Below are 19,869 nucleotides of genomic sequence, written 5' to 3' on the forward strand. Positions count from 1 at the left end.
CCACATCCATTTCTCCAACTTCAGTGGCACAAGCCAAAGTCCAGTCGGTCTCATCCGCCACACCAATAAGCCATGTGAACCGGTCCTTCAGTCCTCCACTACCTAATCAGAACTTATGGAAAAAATTCCTGCGACCATTACGGCGAGCGTCCAACGATAAGAATATGTTGGTTGGTAAATCATGGCATCTCCTCCTTTGTGGGTGACGGGATTACCGTCCGGGTTACTCTGATTGATGGATTTGGTGATTGCATAGAGGTATTTAATATGGATGAAAGTTACATAGACAAATACATAATATTTTATTCATTATTAAAATTTTTAGATGTATATTAAATTCCTGAATCTTCAATCATGAGTCAAAATCATGTTGGACGTCAGGTGAAACCACATCCGATCAGAATACATTCGGGAATGCATGGGTTCGGTAGCCAATGAGGCACATACTCGATTTCAGACTGAACCCTCTTAATAAAGCATGGGGGGTAGGGCTTTGGGATCAGGCCATCTCCACGCCATCATGCCGGGCAAGTGTAATCGACAATCCGTCTTACGGAAGTTGTGAGGCGTAAGGAGGTAAGGAGAATTTTGGGATGGCTCCCAACTGCCAACCCGCGAGGATGACGGAAAAGGAAAGGCTGTTGTTACTGACCAAGGAAGGGAACCTGACGAACAAAGACTGCGGGGATAATGAGCTACTAAATTTTCGACTACAAACTTTCGGAAGGGGCTCACATCGATTCATGTAATTTCAAACACTCTGAACCGTATTTCTAACTTTACCTTTTAGCAGACTTAATTATCCCATCTTCCATAGAAAAAATATGGCACTCGAATGGATCGAGACGGACATACAATCCGCTTTTGATGAGATCCTTTCGGCTCCCCTCAAAGGATAAATCGTTGAACTGGTCATACAAAGTGTAGTCGGGGAAGGTGTCCGGTTCAATTCCAAACTCTCCGTTCAGGCGAATATGCGCTTGGGCCACCATGGGACTCAGGTTCACCGCGATGAGTTTCCAAACCCGCTCGGTTGTCCATTGATACGCGACGACATTACTGAAAGAATCGTCGCCGGCCGAATGGACAGTGAGCATGGCCCATTTCCCGGCATGAAACACGTCTTCATTGGTGATCGCCAGAATTCGGTCATAAAACGCCACGGTCGCTTCATCAGGGGGTTCGTCCTGGGCTCGGCAAAGTTGAACCGGAATCCGGATTCGTTTTCCACTAAGTTGGCCTTGATGATACAAACGCATGCCGGGCAATGTGGCCATCAGAACCCCGACCGCAGGGAGACGGACGTTACCGAACGCCACAGCACTTCTCGGCTCATCATGGTTTTCCAAAAACCGCACTAGTTTGCTTTGAAAGATCGTATCAGCCTGAAGATGCAGGGCGACCTCGTGTGGGGTCGAATGTCGAAGCCGATCATACAAGATTTTGTCGTAGGTAAACTGAAAACCAAGTTGTTGAAGCTCCCATTCACGATTCCAATATACCTCGGCAATCCACATACAATCCGGCAGGAGGGAGATGGCTTCTGTCCAGAACTCCCCGGAAGGGCAGACATCGCCCTTCACATGATTTTCCCACGTCTGTGCAAACACCTCATTGAGCACCAACATGGCCATATCACAGCGAACGCCATCACAATATTTGGCAACATGTTGCAATTCGCGAATCAGCGCCTTTCGCGTATCAGGATTGAAGTAGTCTAATTGTGCGGTGTCCGTCCAAGCAGGGGAATTGGGGTCCTTGCCATGTGCCAGATATCGAATGCCTTTTGAGGTGTCGATGGGAAAAAATTGCGAGGGGAAGTTTGTGACATCCCTGGAAGTTCCTTGAACATAATACTCCGGGTGTCTGGTGGTCCACTCATGATCCAATGCGGTATGATTGGGCACAAAATCCAGAATCAATTTGATTCCGCGGTCATGCAGTTTTCTTAATACGTCCTTCAATTGCTCCCAGGACCCCAGCTCAGGATCAGGCTGATACGCCCGAATAGCATAGGGGGAACCCACGACCTCGTATTCCTGCCAATCGGGAAGAGCTTTGGCATAGTCCTGTTGCAAATCGGAGTGTTGTCTAGCGATCCGCCGGCCAAGAGGACTGCGCTCCCACAAGCCCATGAGCCACACGCAATCAAACCCCTTTGCCTGAAGCTCATCCCATTCTTGATCCGGAACGTCCCCAAGGCGAATTGTTCGGTTCATTTTCTGAGAGAGGTCGTGCAACCACACCCATGTATTAATTTCATAAAGATGGGGATGCGGGCGAGATGAAAAAACCGAAGATCGCGGTTTCATAAAGGTGAATCCTATCCGTCTTACTCAAGCGTCCTAGGGGATTCCACACGATCAGGAATGTATTTGCCGGGAGAGGTGCTTCCTTTCCAAAAAGGACTATCGGGGATTCCATCCCTCGTCACGGCCAATGTTATTATTGGGGCATTTACACAAAGGATACAATCGAATAGATCCACGATGACAACGGGCGGGGTTAACGGAAAACCCCTATCCTGCCAACAATGATAAACCATAAAGCGTTGCTCTCGACCAGGCCAGCTCACCTGAGTTGTTATTCTTAGACGACGGCCAAGGATCTGAGCCAGGGATGAAAAATATGGGACAGGCATCTCCATCATCGCCATACCGGACATTTTTCATTGGGCATCCAAACCGAATTCCCTTCAAATGGATGTCGGCCTACTGATGGCCACATTTGACTTCTTTGCCGTAAAACGCTCCCATGCGGTTAATGTTGAAACGATCGAGCCCGGAGCCGTTTAAAGGTGGAAATCTCCGGCGGCTTCAGGTTGATAGAGGACCTCTTCAATTTTCACCTTTCGTATTCCTAACGGAACCGGCCATTCAATAATATCCCCCACCTTGTACCCGAGAATGGCAGTTCCAATTGGTGCAAGAATAGAAATCTTTCCTGCCTCAGCATCGGCATCACGCGGGAAAACCAACGTATAGATCAGATCTTCATCTTTGCTCGTATCTGACAATCGGACGCGTGAATTCATTGTCACGACATCAGGCGGAATGTCCTTCGGGTCAACAATATTCGCCCGGTCCAACTCCTCTGATAACCCCTCCAGATGAATACTGGTACTCTTGCTGCCTTTGAACGTTTGCCAGACGCCTAATAATTCAGTGAGTCTATTCAGATCGAATTCGGTAATATAAATGTCTCGGCGCTCCATCATACGTCTCCTTTGTTCTTGTCAAAATCACACTCAGGTAAACATCCAGGTCATCAACATGAGAGTCGATACCACAAAGATGTTTATCGCTGAGTTATGTTACCCGAACAGGCCATAAATCCAAACGACCCTCGTTATCTTGCATGTGAAAGTAAAACTCATACTGTCACTTCCAATCTTTAATTTCCGGCCTATCTTACCCGTACCTGGCAACGTACGGTTTATGATCGATCTTTTTACCCCGAATAGCCTGCCGCAAGATATCCGGGTTCGGCACACGATCAATCACATCAGCCACGAGATGATACCGGTCAAGATCGTGAAGAACAACTATATCAAAAAGGGGGTGGTCGTCGGGCCTTCTTCTTTATAGCCTCGAACGTGGATATTTTTATGGTTGGTTCCCGATATATCAGGCGATGAATCCACCAGGGATATCCAAGAAAGGCAAAAAAAGCGGTTTATCCGTCGTCAGCAGGGTATCAAACTCTTGTCGGACAGACCATGCAAATGCTTGCTCTGAGGTTGAAGCTTTATGGGAGCTTGATAGCCGCATCTATTTTGTGAATCTGCAGACCCGATTGTCCTTTTAGCAGCAGGGAATGGAGGCGGTTGGACACGGTTTTTCGCGGACGAAAGACCAGGAAATTCCGATTACCCATGTTGCGTTTCATGACATCCCGGAGAAAGGTGCCCATCACCCGTATCGCTTCAGCCACAGCCTTATGGGGAGGGACCTCCACTGCGTAAACCTGACAATCAGACTTCTTGAGATCTTTGAGCAACAACCCACCGTTGGCATGAGGATTCGGACCCCTTCGCCGGTCACCCTTAGGTTTCAAACCCGCTAGCTTTGGAATGCGTTTGCCTGTCGCGTCAAATCATTCCTCTGATTTGTAGCCATTCATCCTCATATCGGGTAGTTGAATTTGATCCTTCGAGAGGATCCTTCCCGGTCGCCATCTTAACAACCGTACCGAGTCAGGACCCATCCGTCACGTTTTCAGGTCGGGAGTTCTCAGTTTCAGCAAATTCCGAAACACATACTTCTCGAACTCAACCAGCAAAAAAATCACCAGGCCAATGCCAACAATTCGAAACCACGCCAATCCATCAATCCCGGTGGTATGAAACAACGTCTGCATCACTTCGGTATAGGTAAATAGCCCTTGAATCCCTAAGACCATACCTATGGTGAGCGGAACATAGGGGTTTTGAAACAATCCTTTGGGGGAAAGAACCGAGCCATAAAAAGACCGCGCATTCAAGACATAAAAGGCTTCAAAAACCACCAACATGTTGACGGCTATGGTTCTCGCGGTTTCAATTGAGGTCCCCCGGTCGCACTCCCAGAGGAACAGGCCAAACGTGCCCGTTACGGCTAAGACTGATACAAAGCCGATCCTCCACAGGAGAAACCGTGACAAAATGGCTTCACGGGGATTTCGAGGAGGACGTCGCATGACATCCGATTCAGGGGGTTCGAGGGTCAAGGCCAAGGCCAGGGTGACGGCGGTGATCATGTTGACCCACAAAATTTGTACCGGCGTAATCGGCAACATGGTCCCTAATAAAATGGCGGCCACAATCACTCCGGCTTCGGCGACATTGGTGGGTAGAATAAACAAGATGGATTTTTGAATATTGTCATAAACCCGACGGCCTTCCTCGACCGCATGAGCAATGGAGGCAAAATTATCATCGGCCAGCACCATTTCCGCCGCTTCCTTGGCCACTTCCGTTCCCTTTACTCCCATCGCCACTCCCACATCCGCCCGTTTCAGCGCCGGCGCGTCATTCACACCATCTCCAGTCATGGCCACCACTTCCCCACCCGCCTGGAGGGCTTCCACCAACCGCAATTTATGTTCGGGACTTGCCCGGGCAAATATATCAATATCCCGCACAACACCCGCCAATTCCTCATCACTCAACGTTTCCAGTGTTTGTCCCGAAATGGCCTGTTTTCCATCTCCGATATGCATCTGTAAGCCAATCGTTCTCGCCGTCACCAGGTGATCCCCGGTAATCATTTTGACCCGAATCCCGGCTTGCTGGCATTGTCGGACCGCTTCAATGGCTTCAGCCCGGGGTGGGTCAACAATACCGATGAGCCCCAACATGGTCAGACCCTGCTCCACATCCTGAAACCGTAACTCTCGATGGTCATGATTGGTAGAGGCAAAGGCCACGGCCAACACTCGCTGCCCCTGCCCGGCCATCTGCTCAATCCGATCCTGCCACGACCGGCTATTCAAAGGATGATCCTCCCCCAGACTCCGCTGGAACGCGCACATCTCCAAAACCCGTTCAGGGGCACCCTTGATATACATAAACCCATGCCCGGCATGGTCGTGATGCAACGTCGACATAAACCGGTGTTGCGATTCAAAGGGAATCACATCCGTCCGTGGCCACATCTCATGTTCGAATCGAAAATCCAATCCGGCTTTTCTCCCGAGGGTAACCAACGCCCCCTCCGTCGGATCCCCGTTGACCTGCCAGGCCCCTTCCACCTGAGCCAGATCCGCATCGTTACACAACATTCCGGCTCGAGCGAGTTCCATCACATCTGGAAGATCCGTCAGCACGACCGTGTTGCCAAACAGAGAAAATCCGCCATGAGGATCATATCCGACGCCACTGACATCCACGGCATACGCTGCGGTCGCCAATGTTTGTACCGTCATTTCGTTTCGTGTAAGAGTGCCGGTTTTATCTGAACAAATAACCGTGACGGAACCTAAGGTCTCCACAGCCGGCAGCCGGCGAATAATCGCTTGGCGTCGGGCCATCGCTTGAACCCCGATAGCGAGCGTGATGGTCATAATTGCGGGAAGTCCTTCAGGAATGGCCGCAACGGCAAGTCCCACGCTCGCCAGAAACATGTCACTGAAACCATACTCCCGGAAAAAAATTCCGAAGAAAAACACACCCACCGCTCCGGTGATAATGGCCAGACTTAACCGGCTCCCGAATTCTCCGATCTTTCTGAGAAGCGGCGTGGTTAAGGTCTGCACTCCCGCCAGCATGGCGCTGATCCGTCCAATTTCTGTGGCATCTCCGGTTGCGACGACCACGCCGGTCCCTGTTCCATAGGTCACCAGAGTTCCCGAATAGACCATGCCTTTTCGATCACCAATGGACGCGGTTTCGGGAACCGGTTGTATATGCTTCTCAACCGGCACGGACTCACCGGTCAAGGCGGCTTCTTCTATACGCAACGCTTTCACCCTGAGAAGACGCAGATCTGCTGGAACCTTGTCCCCTGATTGGAGAAACACAATATCCCCAGGCACAAGATCTTCCGCTGGAATGGAGCACCGGGCTCCATCACGAAGGCCGGAGGCTTGCACGGACAACATCCGGCGAATGGCATCCATCGCCCTTTCGGCTTTGCCTTCCTGAAGAAATCCGATGACGGCATTAATCACCACGACGCCAAAAATCACGCTGGTATCCACCCAATGACCGAGAATGGCGGTTACAACACCTGCTCCCAGCAGAATATAAATGAGAATATTGTGAAACTGGGCGAGAAACCGCTGCCAGGAGGCTTGTTTTTTAGGTGGGCGTAAACGATTGGGGCCATAGAGGGCCAGACGTTTGGCAGCCACATCCTGAGTTAACCCCCCAACCTGACCGGCCAAAGCCTTGAGAACGGATTCACCATCCAAGGCATGCCAGCACATGTCTGACCTTTTTTTATCGGATGCAGGCATCGTGCTCATTTCAATTGAAGTTAAGAGAACGCATAAAAGCAGGCTCAGAATTCTCTGCCTCCTTATGGAAACACCCTGATGGTCTTGAGTGTTTCTGGAGAAAGGGGACGGCCATCAACCCTCTTGCTTAGATCTGCCAGGGCGGATGAGAAACACCGAACATGGGGCATGGCGGGCGATTTTTCTGACCACATCTCCCAATGGGACGGGCTTCCCCCCCTTAAATCCTTTTGATCCCACCATGATCAATCTGGGTTTTGAACGCTCGGCGATTTTGACAATTTCTTCAGCAGGGTCTCCTTTGGTCAAGACAGTATCGACTTTCATGCCGAGGTCTTTGACTCTTTGGCTCAACTCTTCCAGATGGCTGGCCGCTTCTTTGTGAGATTTTTCCAAGAATTGTCCCGCTAATTGTTTAAAGGCGGGTTTTCCTTTTCTCCCAAACCAACCTTCCAAATACACGGGCTTTCCCACCACATGCGCCACCGTCACCTTTGGAGGGGTCTTACAAGCCAACAGACCGAGCATATCCACAGTATTGAGCGCAACGGATGATCCATCGGTGGCCAGAAGAATTTTGGCGGCGGCTTTTCCCATCGTCACCTTACTGAGTTTTTCACGAACCAATAACACTGAACACGGGGCTTCCCTCATCACCCAATCACTGGTACTCCCTAGAAGAAACCGTTTCACATTGGAAAGACCACGGGTTCCTAAGATGACCAGGTCAATTTGATAGTCCTCCACCGCCTGTAAAATTTGCGCACCCGGAAGCCCTTCCATCACCAGGGACTTAATGGTCACAGCCCTTTCTTCAAGAATCTCCTTCTGCGTCTGCTTAAGAAGACCCTTCGCTTTAGTGAACAGTTTCCCTCTTGCTTCGGAAATGACCCGATCCCAACTGGAAGGCCCATCCGACGGTATCAGAGAAGACGCATGTTTCATCTCGATCACATGAATGAGATACATTTCTGATGTCTTTGGCCAATCCACCGATTTCACAAATCGAATGGCCTCCTGCGTATGTTCGGAAGGATCAACCGCCACTAAAATTTTCATTGTCAGCCCCCTTTCTCGCAAAGGCTTTTATTTTTTAGGATTCCTAAGGCATGGGTATTGGCAGCCGATCAAATAAACCTGTCAGGTCACGGAGTCGGTTCCCAACATTCTCTGTCATCTCACCAGGGTGAACCCGCCATTCCCAGTTCCCCTTGAGCGTGCCGGGGCGATTCATCCGGCATTCACTCCCCAATCCCAAAACGTCCTGAAACGGAACCATGGCGAGTTGGGCAACAGAACTCATGGCCAGTCGAATCACATCCCAATGAATATCTCGACCGTCAGTCCCGAGATAGCGCAACACATTCACACGCTCCTCCTTGATCTCCTCTTTGGATTGGGTGGTTTCCTTCCCCGGTTCAGCGGTAAACCACCCGACCGTCGTATTATGGTCATGAGTAGCCGTATAAACAATGGAATTCTGGGTATAGTGATGGGGTCGATAATGATGGGCTTTGGGATCGTTGCCGAAGGCCATTTGTAAAATTCGCATGCCGGGAAATCCACAAGAATCCCGTAACGCCTCAACCTCGGGGGTGATCACACCAAGATCTTCCGCGATCACAGGCAAATCACCCAGTGCGGTTTTCACGGCTGCAAACAATTCGCCTCCCGGACCTTTCACCCAGCGACCATGGATAGCATGAGGTTCAGAAGCCGGGATTTCCCAATAGGCTTCAAACCCCCGGAAATGATCCAATCGAATCATATCGACAAGAGCAAGATTGGCACGAAATCGATCGATCCACCAATGGTACCCGGACCCAGCTCTCACGTCCCACCGGTAAATCGGATTCCCCCACCGTTGTCCTGTTTCGCTGAAATAGTCCGGCGGCACCCCGGCCACTACGGACGGTTGACATTGATCATCCAGATAGAATGAATCAGGGTGCGCCCAGACGTCTGAACTATCATGAGCGATATAAATCGGGAGGTCTCCGATAATTCTGACCCCCCTGGCATGAGCATACTGTCTCAGGGCGGACCATTGGTGAAAAAACAGGTACTGAAGAAACTGATGATACTCAATCTTATCCCTGAGGCGACGACTGCAGTCCTGCAGGGCTTGAGGATCTCGAACGATCAGTGACGTATCCCATCGAGTCCATGGTTGCCCCGCATAGCTTTCTTTCAAAGACATAAAAAGAGAGAAGTCTTCTAACCAGGAAGCATGTTTCTCACGGAACAACAAAAAGGCTTGGCGATGTTCAGCTGGAGGATTAGCTTTAAACTGCTCAAAAGACTTTTCGAAGATTAGGCGCTTATGCGCAAGGACCAGAGGGTAATCCACATGGTCCGCCGGAAAAGACAAAGGCCGCCCCACATTGGATGCGGAGACAAATCCATCCTCCACAAGTTTTTCCGGACTGATGAGTAGTGGGTTTCCTGCGAAGGCGGAAAAGCACATGTAGGGAGAATTGCCATACCCGGTCGGTCCCAGTGGCAACATCTGCCACCAACTCTGACCGGCTGCAATGAGAAAATCAACAAACTGACAGGCAGCGGGCCCTAAATCCCCGATTCCCCATGCTCCTGGGAGGGATGTCGGATGCAATAAGATTCCACTGCCTCTTGTCAGATTCACCTTGATCCCAAGCGAAATGCGTTGAAAACCTGTTGAGTAGAAAAATTAAGTTGAAAATCCGGTTTTCCTGATTCCTGATGGCATCTGCAGGACATGTTGGAGACGTCCGACCGTTAAGATTGAGTTGGATGTTGGAACTTTCAGGGTGCTTTCTTTTTTGTTTGCAGCCTTACGTATGAAATTTGTTATAACAGCAAATATTGCACCAGTCTTACCCACACCTACATCCTTCCAAACCATTCCGCATTAGGAGCCCTTTCGCACCATATCCGGGTTATAGGGTAGAGGAAGCGGGACGCCTCCAATGATGCATTCCTCTACAGGGCCAAGAAACTACTGACCCAAAATGCGCCAAATTAAAACCTCGATACGGTAAACTCTCTCTTAAACGGTTTGATCGCTAGGGATACCGTCAACCCTAGGACTTCTTCCGGCCAGATTCACAAAGAGTTCCGGCTGCAAGCGATGAACAGCTTTTGAGTTGAAGGGTGAGAAGGCAACACTCTTGCTTGGACTCTCGATGACACGCACAAGACAGCACAGCGCAGAATTCACCAAAGTGTTGCGATCGAGATCTTTAGGATGATGTCTTATTTGTTTTTGTTGGCTTCTTCAAGCCTTTTGTAGTTTCAGCTTTTGTTGGCTTCGCCGCTAACACAGACTTTCCGACACGGAAAATTTGTCGCTCAGCTTCAAACCAGTCCTCCAAGTCATTCCCCGGCGTCCGGCCCCGTGCCTCGTACAATTCAAATGCGCGTTTAGCTATGCCGGGGCGCAATGCCATTTTGATAGCCGATTCCACCTGATCAAGATTCAGGGCCCCGCCAGCGCCTTGAAATCCTCCAATCACCTGGTCCACGCCAAGCTGAGAGGCCTGTGACATTAAGGAACGCACCGAGGTTCCGGCCAGCGCCACAATTTTTCCTTGATAATGTTGGGCTCGTAGCTCCTTGAGCACGTCCAGTCCGTTTGGTTCCGCCACATACATATCCAACACGACCACTAAAGGGGATTTTTCCTTTACCAGGGGAATAACATCCTGTCTATGAGGAGGAACACAGACTTCATAGCCTTTCTCAGAGAGAAAAGCAGAAATCCTTCCTCGAAAATCCTCGTGAAATGTCACAATCATAATCATCAAGATATTACCTCCCTCTCAACATCCCAAGGAACTGCTCAGCCACTCTTTCATGGTAGATGGTACAAATTCTATACCATTTTCATTTCGTAAATATATCAGTGAACCTTCTCAGCTACTGACACAGCACTGTGAGTGGCTATCTAGAAAGGGAAATTCCTCATAGAGGCCAATTGCCCAATATCAGGATAGTGTTGGAACCTCTATTGGCGGAATCTCTACACATAATCTTCATACTCTGATATGTATTTTTGGCAGACCCGTATATTCTGCTCTATCAACCACCAAACACCATTCCCAGCCAGCCCGTGATTCTCAATGGGCAAATGGTCGCCTTTGCGCCACCCGCCTATTCAGGTCCAGGGGGCCTCTTTTTCCAGCCTTTCACCAAAACAATAAAGCCGATCACCCCGATCATGAGCGCCAGTCCACCCAGTAACATTAAGGCATCCATTTTGTCTCCTTCCGGTTCCGACGTGTCCCTAGAATGGTCATCTAGAGATAGAGCAAGGAAATTTCCCGCCGCTCCCATTTCCGCAGCCATGATCATGTTGAATAAATAATGGTGGTATCAAAAGATTGTCTTTGCCACGACCACGGCCCTCGGGTGATCAGTGCCAATAAAACTCTTTGCGAAAGGAGGGTAGACAAGGACAAAACACGAACCCAGGGGATCCTAACCTAAAGTAAACCTGAAAAAACATCACAATTCATGTGCCATGCTTCTAAGAGGAATCCCCGTCCTTATCTGAATTATCTGTCGGGATTTTTCCGTTTTTTTCCAATGCCAGGAGACGTTGTCCTTCCGAACGATGCATGGCGGCCAATTCTCGTAATTCTTTTGCCGACTTCCATCGCGTTGAGGCAATTAACATCCATCCCGACCTGGTAAACCCCTTGGGATCCATATGAGGCTTTTCTGCAAGGCTTATGGCTCGCTGTTCCAATCTGACCGCCTCACTTTGAAGCTCATCGGCCTGTTGATCATAGACCTGCGCCATCTCTAATAAATCGGCGCCCGTCCAGGGTTTCTCGTCTGCTCTTTCAGAAGCTTGCTCGGCAGACGTCATCGCATAACTCACTGGGGCCAACATCGTAGTGGGACTTGGTCCTCCCTTTTGGCTAAGGCTCATCACGCCCATCCCACCCAACACTCCTATCAACAAATATGCCAATGCACGCATATATATCCCTCCTGATTAAAGGATTGCTTACCTCTTGCAACTTAAGAGGTAGTCATTAAAACATTTCTCTCTCTTTTTCTTAAAATTCAATATCTTCCCATTCTCACGAACACCAGCATAGTTACCCTCTCAATGCTCCTTTTACTCAGCCTATAAAAAGACACCTTCCAGTGCAGCTGTGAAAAACCCTTGTTACCTGGAATGATCTACTTGCGAAGTATTTTAGACTCTATGTGAATGTTCTCGACCCTCCCCCTCTTCCATCCGCTTAACTTCTTCATCAATGCTGTGGGAGCCGATGGGTACGGGCACTCGGAGGGGATGGTTCTTTCTCCAACATCTGAGCGGAAACCCCACTCAGATGTATGTTGACCTTTTGGCCCACCGCATTGACACAATGAAATTGATCAAAGGTCACCTGAAGCGAGTACCTCCCCGAATGGTCACGCCCCACCGACAGAAGATGCCATCCTTCAATGGCCGTTCCATCCGGCCCCAGAAGTTCCCATTCACAGGGATCTGAAGCTTCAAAAACCCTGACGGTGACATAGCTGTTAGATTCTGAATTCATAAACCACCTCTCATGCCCTCACAAAGACCAGGAAGGCTCACATTCCACTCTCAGTATGATCCAACCCCTCCCCCGCTCCGGGATCTCTGAGATTTACCCCTCAATAAACATGTCCGTCTTATAGACTACGTGGGTTTTCCCATACTGGGAGTGATCGCCAATCCATTGATCTACTCATTCCCATCTTCTATGCCCAATCCTAATCCAATCCAGGCCCTCAACAGATCATGCCTTGTCACGGTATACATCACCTCCCCGTTTCGCTCTACCGGCAGACTCAACAATCGTTGCTCTTCCATGAGGTGCACGGCATCCTTGATCGATGTCGTATCAGTAATTGAAATATGATCTTTTTTCATCACGTCTTCGACCGTCACCTTGTTCAGGTCTTTTCCTGCTTCCAAAGCACGGAGAACATCAAATTCACTAATAAAGCCGATAAAATGGTTTTTTTCGTCCACGACCGGCCCTCCCGGGGTATGATGAGAAAGTAACTCGACCGCCGCCGCCAGGGCATTCAATTTCCTACCGAATTTCAATTCATTGGTTGGCACAATCTGTCCGACAGTCTTAAACCCTGAGGCTGGGACACCTTGAATAGCCATATGACCTCCTCAAATTAAAATGGAAAAACTTCGGCATCCATAGACAGACAGCAAGCATTACGCATTGTTCATAAAATTCCATCATACAAAAAGTCACCCCGTAGCCAAGTTACCGGATATAACGGGCTTAGTTGGAAACCGGGTCATAGATCATGAGGATGGTCACTCCGTCTTTGGTTGAAATGGGAGACACATTACAATGCTCGGGCATCATCCGATAACTGCCCGATTCACAGACCTGGCCGTCCGTCTCGTACTGTCCCTCAAGAACAAAATGCTGAACGATGCCACGGTGGCTATGAGGCGTAATCCGGCCGCCGGCAGGAATCCGAACAAGCATGGTTTTGGCGCCAAGGGATGGGTCTTCTCGAACAATCTTGACGTCTGCGGGCCCCGGGAATTCTTGAAGTTTCTCCCACTGCATTTTAGCGGTGTGGTGAAATTTTTCTTTGCTCATTGGTCTCTCCCCCTTTGATTTCAATAGAAGTATTGAAATTGAATGATTATCATTTCTTTTCAAGAAGAACTTCACGCAACGCGTTCGTCTGAGATGGACTGAGTCAAGTGTTTGAAACGTCCGTTTGTTCCTCGCGGATATCCTGGTCCCTACCACACAAGAGGATCCCGTTCCCTAGTCGATCTCTACGGTTCGGAGGAGGGTAAGGGCGGTGACCAGGCAATCTGGCCGTTCTGATTAAAGAGGGTCAGCACAGGACTTCCATCCAGCAACACACGGAGCCGTGCGCGTGGAACGTCATTCTTGTCTCTGAGAGTGAGGGAAGGCAATCCATCCGGCTGCAGATCCAGAGCCGCTCGTTGCTTACAGCCTTTATCGTTAAGGATCAATGCCGGCTGTGCTTCATTAAAGACACCGAGGAACACACGGTTATGACAGGTTTCATCAGCGAGGGTCAAAGCCGGCAATTCCCCATTCCACAGAAGCAGCGTGGCCCGGGGTTGGCCATCCTTCGTCACAAGGCGGAATTCCTCCGCCGTAACAACTTTCTTTGGGTGCTCGGATTCCTCTGCTGACACTGCGGCATTGAGGAAAACAAGGTTGGACAGCGCTCCACCCACCACCCCGGCCAGAAGAGTCGTCATGACTAATATGCCAAACTGTCGTGTATTCATTTCCTATACCTCACAAAGCATAGATTGTTTGATCCATTAACCCTCATGATTTCGCTAGAGATAGGCCCCAGACTCCTTTTTTGTTATCACAGTCACATCCGGAAGGAACGGGGGATTTTTGAGGTTCCCCGTCCAGTCATTACTAATTAGTTTGGTTGAGGAAACTGCACACCAATCGATTGTGGGAAGGTCACGGTTCCATCCGGGAACGCCTGTCCTTTTTGCCACAAGTGATAAATGACTCCATCGGTTTTGCCTGCAGCTTCGGCAATTTCTTTTTTCTTGTTCTCATCATCGACATCAAGGATAAACAGGCGACCAGTGTTAATCTCCTCCTGATGATCATGGAAATACCGGTGCCATTGGATTAACGGAAGCGTTCTGGAAGCCTTCTTGGCCACGAAATATTCCACAGCGACGAGCGGAGCATTGGCCTCGGTGGTCTCAAACAAGAGACACTGAAAAATGGTGTCTGAAATTCCCTTACAGAAATGGTGAAATGGACCACCAATCTCTCCGTTGGCCATGAGATGCGGCGCTTGGACATGAAGATCATAGCCATCTGCCGGGCCGGAACCAGCGCTCATCGCGGGCGCAGACATTCCTCCCATCATCACAACAGTCAACACACTCGTCAGTCCTAGAATTCGGATAGCATGAGACATAGCAACCTCCTTGATGAATGTGAATCATCATCCCTCTCCCCGAATGAATAAATTGGGATTTTTCGTTTAACCACTTGTCATTTCCAACATCTGTTATGGGAAATTCATTTTGGAATTCAGTGGAATAGATCTCCGCTGGATAGTTTAGCCCCTCTCTTTTTAGAGACAACGGCTTTTCTTTAGCCCGAGGGAAATGGGATGGGTTGCGTCTTCACGGCTCTCTGATTGTTGACTCGTTCGCATCACAAGACCTCTGTCAGCTGATTCTCATTGCGTGCACGACGCGATTCCATCAGGCATTCCAATCCAAAAGCCGGCGTTTTTCCTATGGCGCGAATAGTGTCAGCGATACGATCGGGCCGACCCCAGTCGCTCCACAGAACATTTTTGAGTTCAAGCACTCCAACCGATTCAGGGGCACAACCCAAAAGATCGGATGAAAAGTTCCGCCGCGGCATATCATGGTAGATTTCACGAAGAGTCCGACTTTCCTGAGGTGTGCCTATAACTTTTTCCAATTGTTCAAATCGTTCCATAATCTCCGGCATACATTTCCATCCCAATCTCCAGAAAGTCTCCACTCTGGCGGCCATGATAAAGGTATTCCAAAGGGCTCCTTTGGCCTGAGCGGCTAGCCCCTGGTTAGCGTTTGGCTTCTCGAGAAAGGCATGCACCCGTCTCACGCACAGTCCGCCACTTAATCCCAGGGGTCCTCCTGGTTCGATCCATCCATACTCGAGCTCAAGAGATGTGGGCCTGACACCGAGGAGCATAATTCGATCTTGAAAGATGGTGGTCGCCTGAATAGCCTTTTCAACCGTGTCCATAAATCGATTTTCGGGGAATACAAAATGGTCTGCTGGATACAGTGCCACCGTCGCATGGGAATTCTGAGCCCGAATGTACGTTAAGGGAAGAAAAATCCCGGCAGCCGTATCACAGTTCCGAGGTTGTCCAATCACCTGGCCACAGGATCGATTCGCCGACTGAGTTACCACTTCTCGAAAGTGGTTCTGAGCAATGACGGTTATTTTGTGTTCAGGATGCGTCAAGAGGTCCGCACGATCCCACGTATGTTGCAACATGGAACGATGGCCCACAAACGAACAATACTGTTTGGGCTTGTGATACCCCAGCCACTGCTCAATAAACGGACGCGTTCGCTCCCCTTCTCCTCCAGCCAAGATCACTGACCAGCGTTCTCCCTTTGCCGTGTTTTGGTCTTTCATGGAGTCCCCTTTTTCAGCAAACAAAAAACCCTTCTCAAAGCTTTTGGTTCTGCGAACGCAAACAGGGTAAAGATCTTTCAGTTCTTCTAATAGTTTCGCTCACTTGATTGGTATTTCCTACATTCTCTTCAAGTTCGGTACCATTACGAAAATTTCTTTTCTATTGGGCATCTGACGGCAGGCATCATTTTCCCATCCCCAAACCGATGACCCATTTGGCTACAAAAAATTTTGCACGGACGTGGCAAATATCTACAGTTCTTTTCGTGGAATATGGAATATCTAGAAAGCGTGAAAAGGACCAGCCCAATATAAAGTGGCGGGTGAGTCTTCCTCCAACAATCGTCTGAGCGTTCATCTGGGGACATGTACATCAAGGGGTGGAAATCGTTGGCATGTTTTAAGCACCAAGGTAGAAGGGAGGAAATCACTACGCCTTGGACGGGTCGATGGTGAGTTTCCCCGCCTAGTCAAAAGATGGGAGGTGATTCACATGCTTGATGCCAACACCAAGGCGATGGTTCTGGAAGCGCTAATGGATGAATACAAGGCGCGGGCGTTCTATCGCCTCGTGCTCAACACATTCGGTGAAATACGGCCGTTCAGCAATATCGTAAACGCGGAGGAAACCCATGCGTGAGCGCTTGAACTTCTGTGCGGGCACATTAAAATTCCGTTACCCAAAGATGACTGGGAAGAGAAGCTTGAGCCTCCGTCGTCTATACTCGAGGCCTGTCAAGCCGGCGTTCAAGGTGAACACGACAATATCGCGATGTATGACCGGTTTCTCAGGCAGACGAAGGTGCCCGAAGTTCTGATATTATTCCAACGCCTGCAGGCTGTCTCACGACAGCACCATCTCCCAGCATTTGAGCGCTGTGTTGCTCGAGGCGGTCAGTCCGGAAGAGGAGCAATGCCGCTTGGCCGATTCCGAGCCGGTCGGCCCGGTCGCCATCGAAGTCAGGAGGATGGCAAACCGGGTCCACATCATGTGTAGATGCTGCAATTTTCCCATTTAGGGAGGGATGAATTTTTTGTGATAAACCGAATCCTCACCAATCTGTTATTTCGATTCAACAGCGAAGGAACGATGAAGTCTTTGGAAACATCAAGACCTTGCGAGATGCTTCGTTTTACTCTGGATGACATGGTCTTCCAGGGCTTGCGTTACTATCCCTCGGAATTTTTCAAACATTAAGACAGCGTTTCGCCCATCCTCGCGCCCCAAAAATCCCGTCGCATTCCCCCTTCATCGGGATAAGGTTCCGAAAACTGAGTAGGACGGTTGCTGGACCAGCGACGCGAGGCCGAATAATTGCGTGGGCAGTAGGCCGGGCTTTAACGTGTGGGCTGGAATTGGCTAGAGTCTTCCCGGCCGGCATAGTGACCAAAAAGAGAAATATACGCCAACACCAACTCTCTATACCAGGCAAACGCCTTGCAGCGATTGTGTATTTGGTCCGATCAAATGCGAATTCATTTCCAATCGGGGGACAAAAGCGTGGACAGGGTATGTGAGCCAGGACCTGCTGATGAGGAGTACCGATGCCGGTTTATGGGAACAAAGGATATTCAAATAACCTGGGACCACGCACATGGAAGCGTTCAACCGGAAGTATTGGTGGCCGACGGTGCAGAAAATATGGAATTATCATGGTGAAGCAGGGTACAGTAGGGCGGACTGAGAAGAGGGCAGTGAGACAAATACGGACAGAGCCGGAGCCGGGGAAAAAAGGCTCAGGCTCCTAGCAGAAGAATTCACCATTCATTACCCTGAACTGCCGGCTCATGATCTGTTCACGGAGCCTGGGCGGTTAGGGTGGCTGCGTTTAAAGGGGGAATATTTTTGGGGGTTCAACCTAATCGATGAATACTGAATCTGATAAATCCAATCCACTCGTGGCGATTATCATGGGGAGCCGCAGTGATTGGGAGACCATGCGACACGCAAGTCTGATCCTCACGGAATTGGCCGTTCCCCATGAATGCCGGATTGTGTCAGCTCACCGCACACCTGATTTCCTCTTTGAGTATGTCGGATCGGCCAAAAGCCGGGGCATCCACGTGCTCATTGCCGGAGCAGGAGGAGCCGCACACTTGCCGGGAATGGCCGCGGCAAAAACAATTCTTCCGGTTCTCGGAGTACCGGTGCGGTCTCGAACCCTGCAAGGCTTTGATTCGCTCTTATCAATTGTCCAAATGCCAAAGGGCATTCCGGTTGCGACCCATGCGATCGGCGAGGATGGAGCGGTCAATGCCGCATTGCAGGCAGCAGCTATCCTTGCCGTATCTGATCACGGCATCGGCCAACGACTCAAGGCCTATTATGACCAACGACACACCCCTGCACTGGAGAAACCTATATGAATATCATCCTTCCGGGTGGAACGATCGGGATATTGGGCGGAGGCCAACTTGGTCGCATGCTGGCCATGGAAGGCCGCCGGATGGGGTATCGGATTGGCGTGTTAGATCCCGTTGAGAATTGTCCGGCCGCCCAGGTTGCGGATTTTTTTGTGCAATCAGAACTCACGAACACACAGCGCGTGATGGACTTTGTCTCTCAGGTTGATGTGGTAACTATTGAGACCGAACTGGTGCCTTGGATGCTTCTTGCCGACATTGAAACGGGTCAAGCGACCCGGCCGTCCTCTTCCGTGCTCGCTCTCATCCAGGATCGACTGGTTCAACGAGAATTTCTTCAAGATCAAAGCTTTCCACAAACTCCTTTTGCCTCGATCAAAGATCACGCCACCTTGACCGCAGCGGCTCAGCATGTGGCATTCCCGGCTATTTTAAAGAAGCGCCGTTCAGGATATGACGGTAAAGGCCAAATCCGGGTTGCCGGCGCGGAACATCTGAATGAAGCCTGGCGAGAATTAAAGGAAGTCCCGTCTGTTTTGGAAGCCGTCGCGCCCTTCAAGATGGAACTATCGGTCGTGCTGGCCCGCAGTCTTCAGGGAGATATTCAACTCTATCCCCTGGCTGAGAATGCTCATCGGCAGAACATCCTCCATACCACACGCGTTCCGGCCCGGGTGGCGGACACGATCCGGTTACGGGCGGAGGAGCTTGCCGTTTCCCTCTCAGAAGCGCTTGACTACTGCGGAGTCATGGCTGTGGAGCTGTTTCTTCTCGAGGACGACACCTTGTTGATCAATGAGATCGCTCCCCGGCCCCATAACAGTGGACATTTCACGTTTGGGGCCTGCGTGACGTCCCAATTCGAACAACATCTCCGCGCCATTTGCGGATTACCATTGGGAAATACCTCCCTCATGCATCCCGTCGTGATGGTGAATCTCCTCGGAGATCTATGGCAAAACGGACCGCCCAGGTGGGATCGACTTCTGGCTCATCCGCAGGTCCGGCTTCACCTTTATGGAAAAACACACGTCGCCCCCGGCCGTAAAATGGGGCATTTTCTTCTGATAGCGGACAATCCGGATCAATCCTACCAACAAGCCGAAAGTCTTCTTCAGGACATGATGAATGCAGATTCTCGGGAGAACAGTTTTCCTATCAAAAATTCAGCCAAAGAGCCTTTCCAAAAGCAATCCAGGCCATTAGAAACTCCGGCATGACTGCCGCCGATTTTTAATCAGGGTTCATAATGGCGGCTTGGCCCGATCATTATCATAATAAGACAGGAAAACCATGCCCACCACAAGAAGTCGCTCGACACCCTCCATATCGAAAGTGGCATGAATGGAGTTACATTGATCCATTGATCTCAAGCCCGATTTGTTTGGCATCAGTCAGAAAA

Annotated in this window: 17 protein-coding genes and 1 pseudogene; 3 read left to right on the top strand and 15 right to left on the bottom strand. The window is 49.9% G+C overall.

The features are described 5' to 3' along the window. Nucleotides 1-779: 779 nt before the first annotated feature. From ACWHYD_RS14085 to ACWHYD_RS14155, 15 genes and pseudogenes are all read right to left on the bottom strand, one after another. Nucleotides 780-2,312 (bottom strand): alpha-amylase family glycosyl hydrolase, encoded by a 1,533-nt coding sequence (locus ACWHYD_RS14085; protein ID WP_447962663.1) that lies wholly within the window; start codon nucleotides 2,310-2,312, stop codon nucleotides 780-782. A 479-nt stretch (nucleotides 2,313-2,791) separates the two neighbouring features. Then, the gene (gene rnk, locus ACWHYD_RS14090) at nucleotides 2,792-3,214 is read right to left on the bottom strand and encodes a nucleoside diphosphate kinase regulator (RefSeq protein WP_447965878.1); all 423 of its coding nucleotides are present in this window, start codon (nucleotides 3,212-3,214) and stop codon (nucleotides 2,792-2,794) included. A 196-nt stretch (nucleotides 3,215-3,410) separates the two neighbouring features. Next, a pseudogene (locus ACWHYD_RS14095) lies at nucleotides 3,411-3,745 on the bottom strand (phosphoketolase family protein); the annotation flags it as partial. A 2-nt stretch (nucleotides 3,746-3,747) separates the two neighbouring features. Then, the gene (locus ACWHYD_RS14100) at nucleotides 3,748-4,056 is read right to left on the bottom strand and encodes a hypothetical protein (protein WP_447962664.1); all 309 of its coding nucleotides are present in this window, start codon (nucleotides 4,054-4,056) and stop codon (nucleotides 3,748-3,750) included. 153 nt (nucleotides 4,057-4,209) lie between these two features. Then, nucleotides 4,210-6,906, bottom strand: a complete 2,697-nt coding sequence (locus ACWHYD_RS14105; protein ID WP_447962665.1) for a cation-transporting P-type ATPase — start codon at nucleotides 6,904-6,906, stop codon at nucleotides 4,210-4,212. 144 nt (nucleotides 6,907-7,050) lie between these two features. Next, nucleotides 7,051-7,995 carry a universal stress protein gene (locus ACWHYD_RS14110; RefSeq protein WP_447962666.1) on the bottom strand — a complete coding sequence of 315 codons (945 nt, stop codon included), beginning with the start codon at nucleotides 7,993-7,995 and terminating at the stop codon, nucleotides 7,051-7,053. A 43-nt stretch (nucleotides 7,996-8,038) separates the two neighbouring features. After that, nucleotides 8,039-9,580, bottom strand: a complete 1,542-nt coding sequence (gene malQ, locus ACWHYD_RS14115; protein WP_447962667.1) for a 4-alpha-glucanotransferase — start codon at nucleotides 9,578-9,580, stop codon at nucleotides 8,039-8,041. Nucleotides 9,581-10,157: 577 nt separating this feature from the next. Beyond that, nucleotides 10,158-10,718 carry a response regulator gene (locus ACWHYD_RS14120; RefSeq protein ID WP_447965879.1) on the bottom strand — a complete coding sequence of 187 codons (561 nt, stop codon included), beginning with the start codon at nucleotides 10,716-10,718 and terminating at the stop codon, nucleotides 10,158-10,160. A 725-nt stretch (nucleotides 10,719-11,443) separates the two neighbouring features. Next, nucleotides 11,444-11,902 (bottom strand): hypothetical protein, encoded by a 459-nt coding sequence (locus ACWHYD_RS14125; RefSeq protein ID WP_447962668.1) that lies wholly within the window; start codon nucleotides 11,900-11,902, stop codon nucleotides 11,444-11,446. A 280-nt stretch (nucleotides 11,903-12,182) separates the two neighbouring features. After that, entirely contained in the window at nucleotides 12,183-12,473 is a 291-nt protein-coding gene (locus ACWHYD_RS14130; RefSeq protein ID WP_447962669.1) for a hypothetical protein, read from the bottom strand. Nucleotides 12,474-12,643: 170 nt separating this feature from the next. Beyond that, nucleotides 12,644-13,078, bottom strand: coding sequence for a CBS domain-containing protein (locus ACWHYD_RS14135; protein ID WP_447962670.1), 435 nt, complete (start codon nucleotides 13,076-13,078; stop codon nucleotides 12,644-12,646). A gap of 127 nt (nucleotides 13,079-13,205) precedes the next feature. Continuing rightward, complete coding sequence (locus ACWHYD_RS14140; protein ID WP_447962671.1) at nucleotides 13,206-13,535, bottom strand: cupin domain-containing protein; 330 nt, start codon at nucleotides 13,533-13,535, stop codon at nucleotides 13,206-13,208. A 185-nt stretch (nucleotides 13,536-13,720) separates the two neighbouring features. Further along, a complete protein-coding gene (locus ACWHYD_RS14145) occupies nucleotides 13,721-14,209 on the bottom strand; it encodes a hypothetical protein (RefSeq protein ID WP_447962672.1) in 489 nt (162 codons plus the stop codon). Nucleotides 14,210-14,355: 146 nt separating this feature from the next. Continuing rightward, a complete protein-coding gene (locus tag ACWHYD_RS14150) occupies nucleotides 14,356-14,874 on the bottom strand; it encodes a DUF1264 domain-containing protein (RefSeq protein ID WP_447962673.1) in 519 nt (172 codons plus the stop codon). A gap of 242 nt (nucleotides 14,875-15,116) precedes the next feature. After that, nucleotides 15,117-16,103 (bottom strand): sugar phosphate nucleotidyltransferase, encoded by a 987-nt coding sequence (locus tag ACWHYD_RS14155; protein WP_447962674.1) that lies wholly within the window; start codon nucleotides 16,101-16,103, stop codon nucleotides 15,117-15,119. Between the two features lie 493 nt (nucleotides 16,104-16,596). On the opposite strand from ACWHYD_RS14155, the gene ACWHYD_RS14160 reads away from it, so the two are divergent. The 3 genes from ACWHYD_RS14160 (at nucleotide 16,597) to ACWHYD_RS14170 (ending at nucleotide 19,687) form a co-directional block, all read left to right on the top strand. After that, on the top strand, nucleotides 16,597-16,743 hold the full coding sequence (locus ACWHYD_RS14160) for a hypothetical protein (protein WP_447962675.1): 147 nt from the start codon (nucleotides 16,597-16,599) through the stop codon (nucleotides 16,741-16,743). Nucleotides 16,744-17,969: 1,226 nt separating this feature from the next. Continuing rightward, on the top strand, nucleotides 17,970-18,470 hold the full coding sequence (purE, locus tag ACWHYD_RS14165) for a 5-(carboxyamino)imidazole ribonucleotide mutase (RefSeq protein WP_447962676.1): 501 nt from the start codon (nucleotides 17,970-17,972) through the stop codon (nucleotides 18,468-18,470). After that, the gene (locus ACWHYD_RS14170; RefSeq protein WP_447962677.1) at nucleotides 18,467-19,687 is read left to right on the top strand and encodes a 5-(carboxyamino)imidazole ribonucleotide synthase; all 1,221 of its coding nucleotides are present in this window, start codon (nucleotides 18,467-18,469) and stop codon (nucleotides 19,685-19,687) included. The genes purE and ACWHYD_RS14170 overlap by 4 nt, the downstream gene beginning before the upstream one ends. Nucleotides 19,688-19,869: the final 182 nt, after the last annotated feature.

The sequence above is a fragment of the Nitrospira sp. Ecomares 2.1 genome (assembly GCF_965152585.1).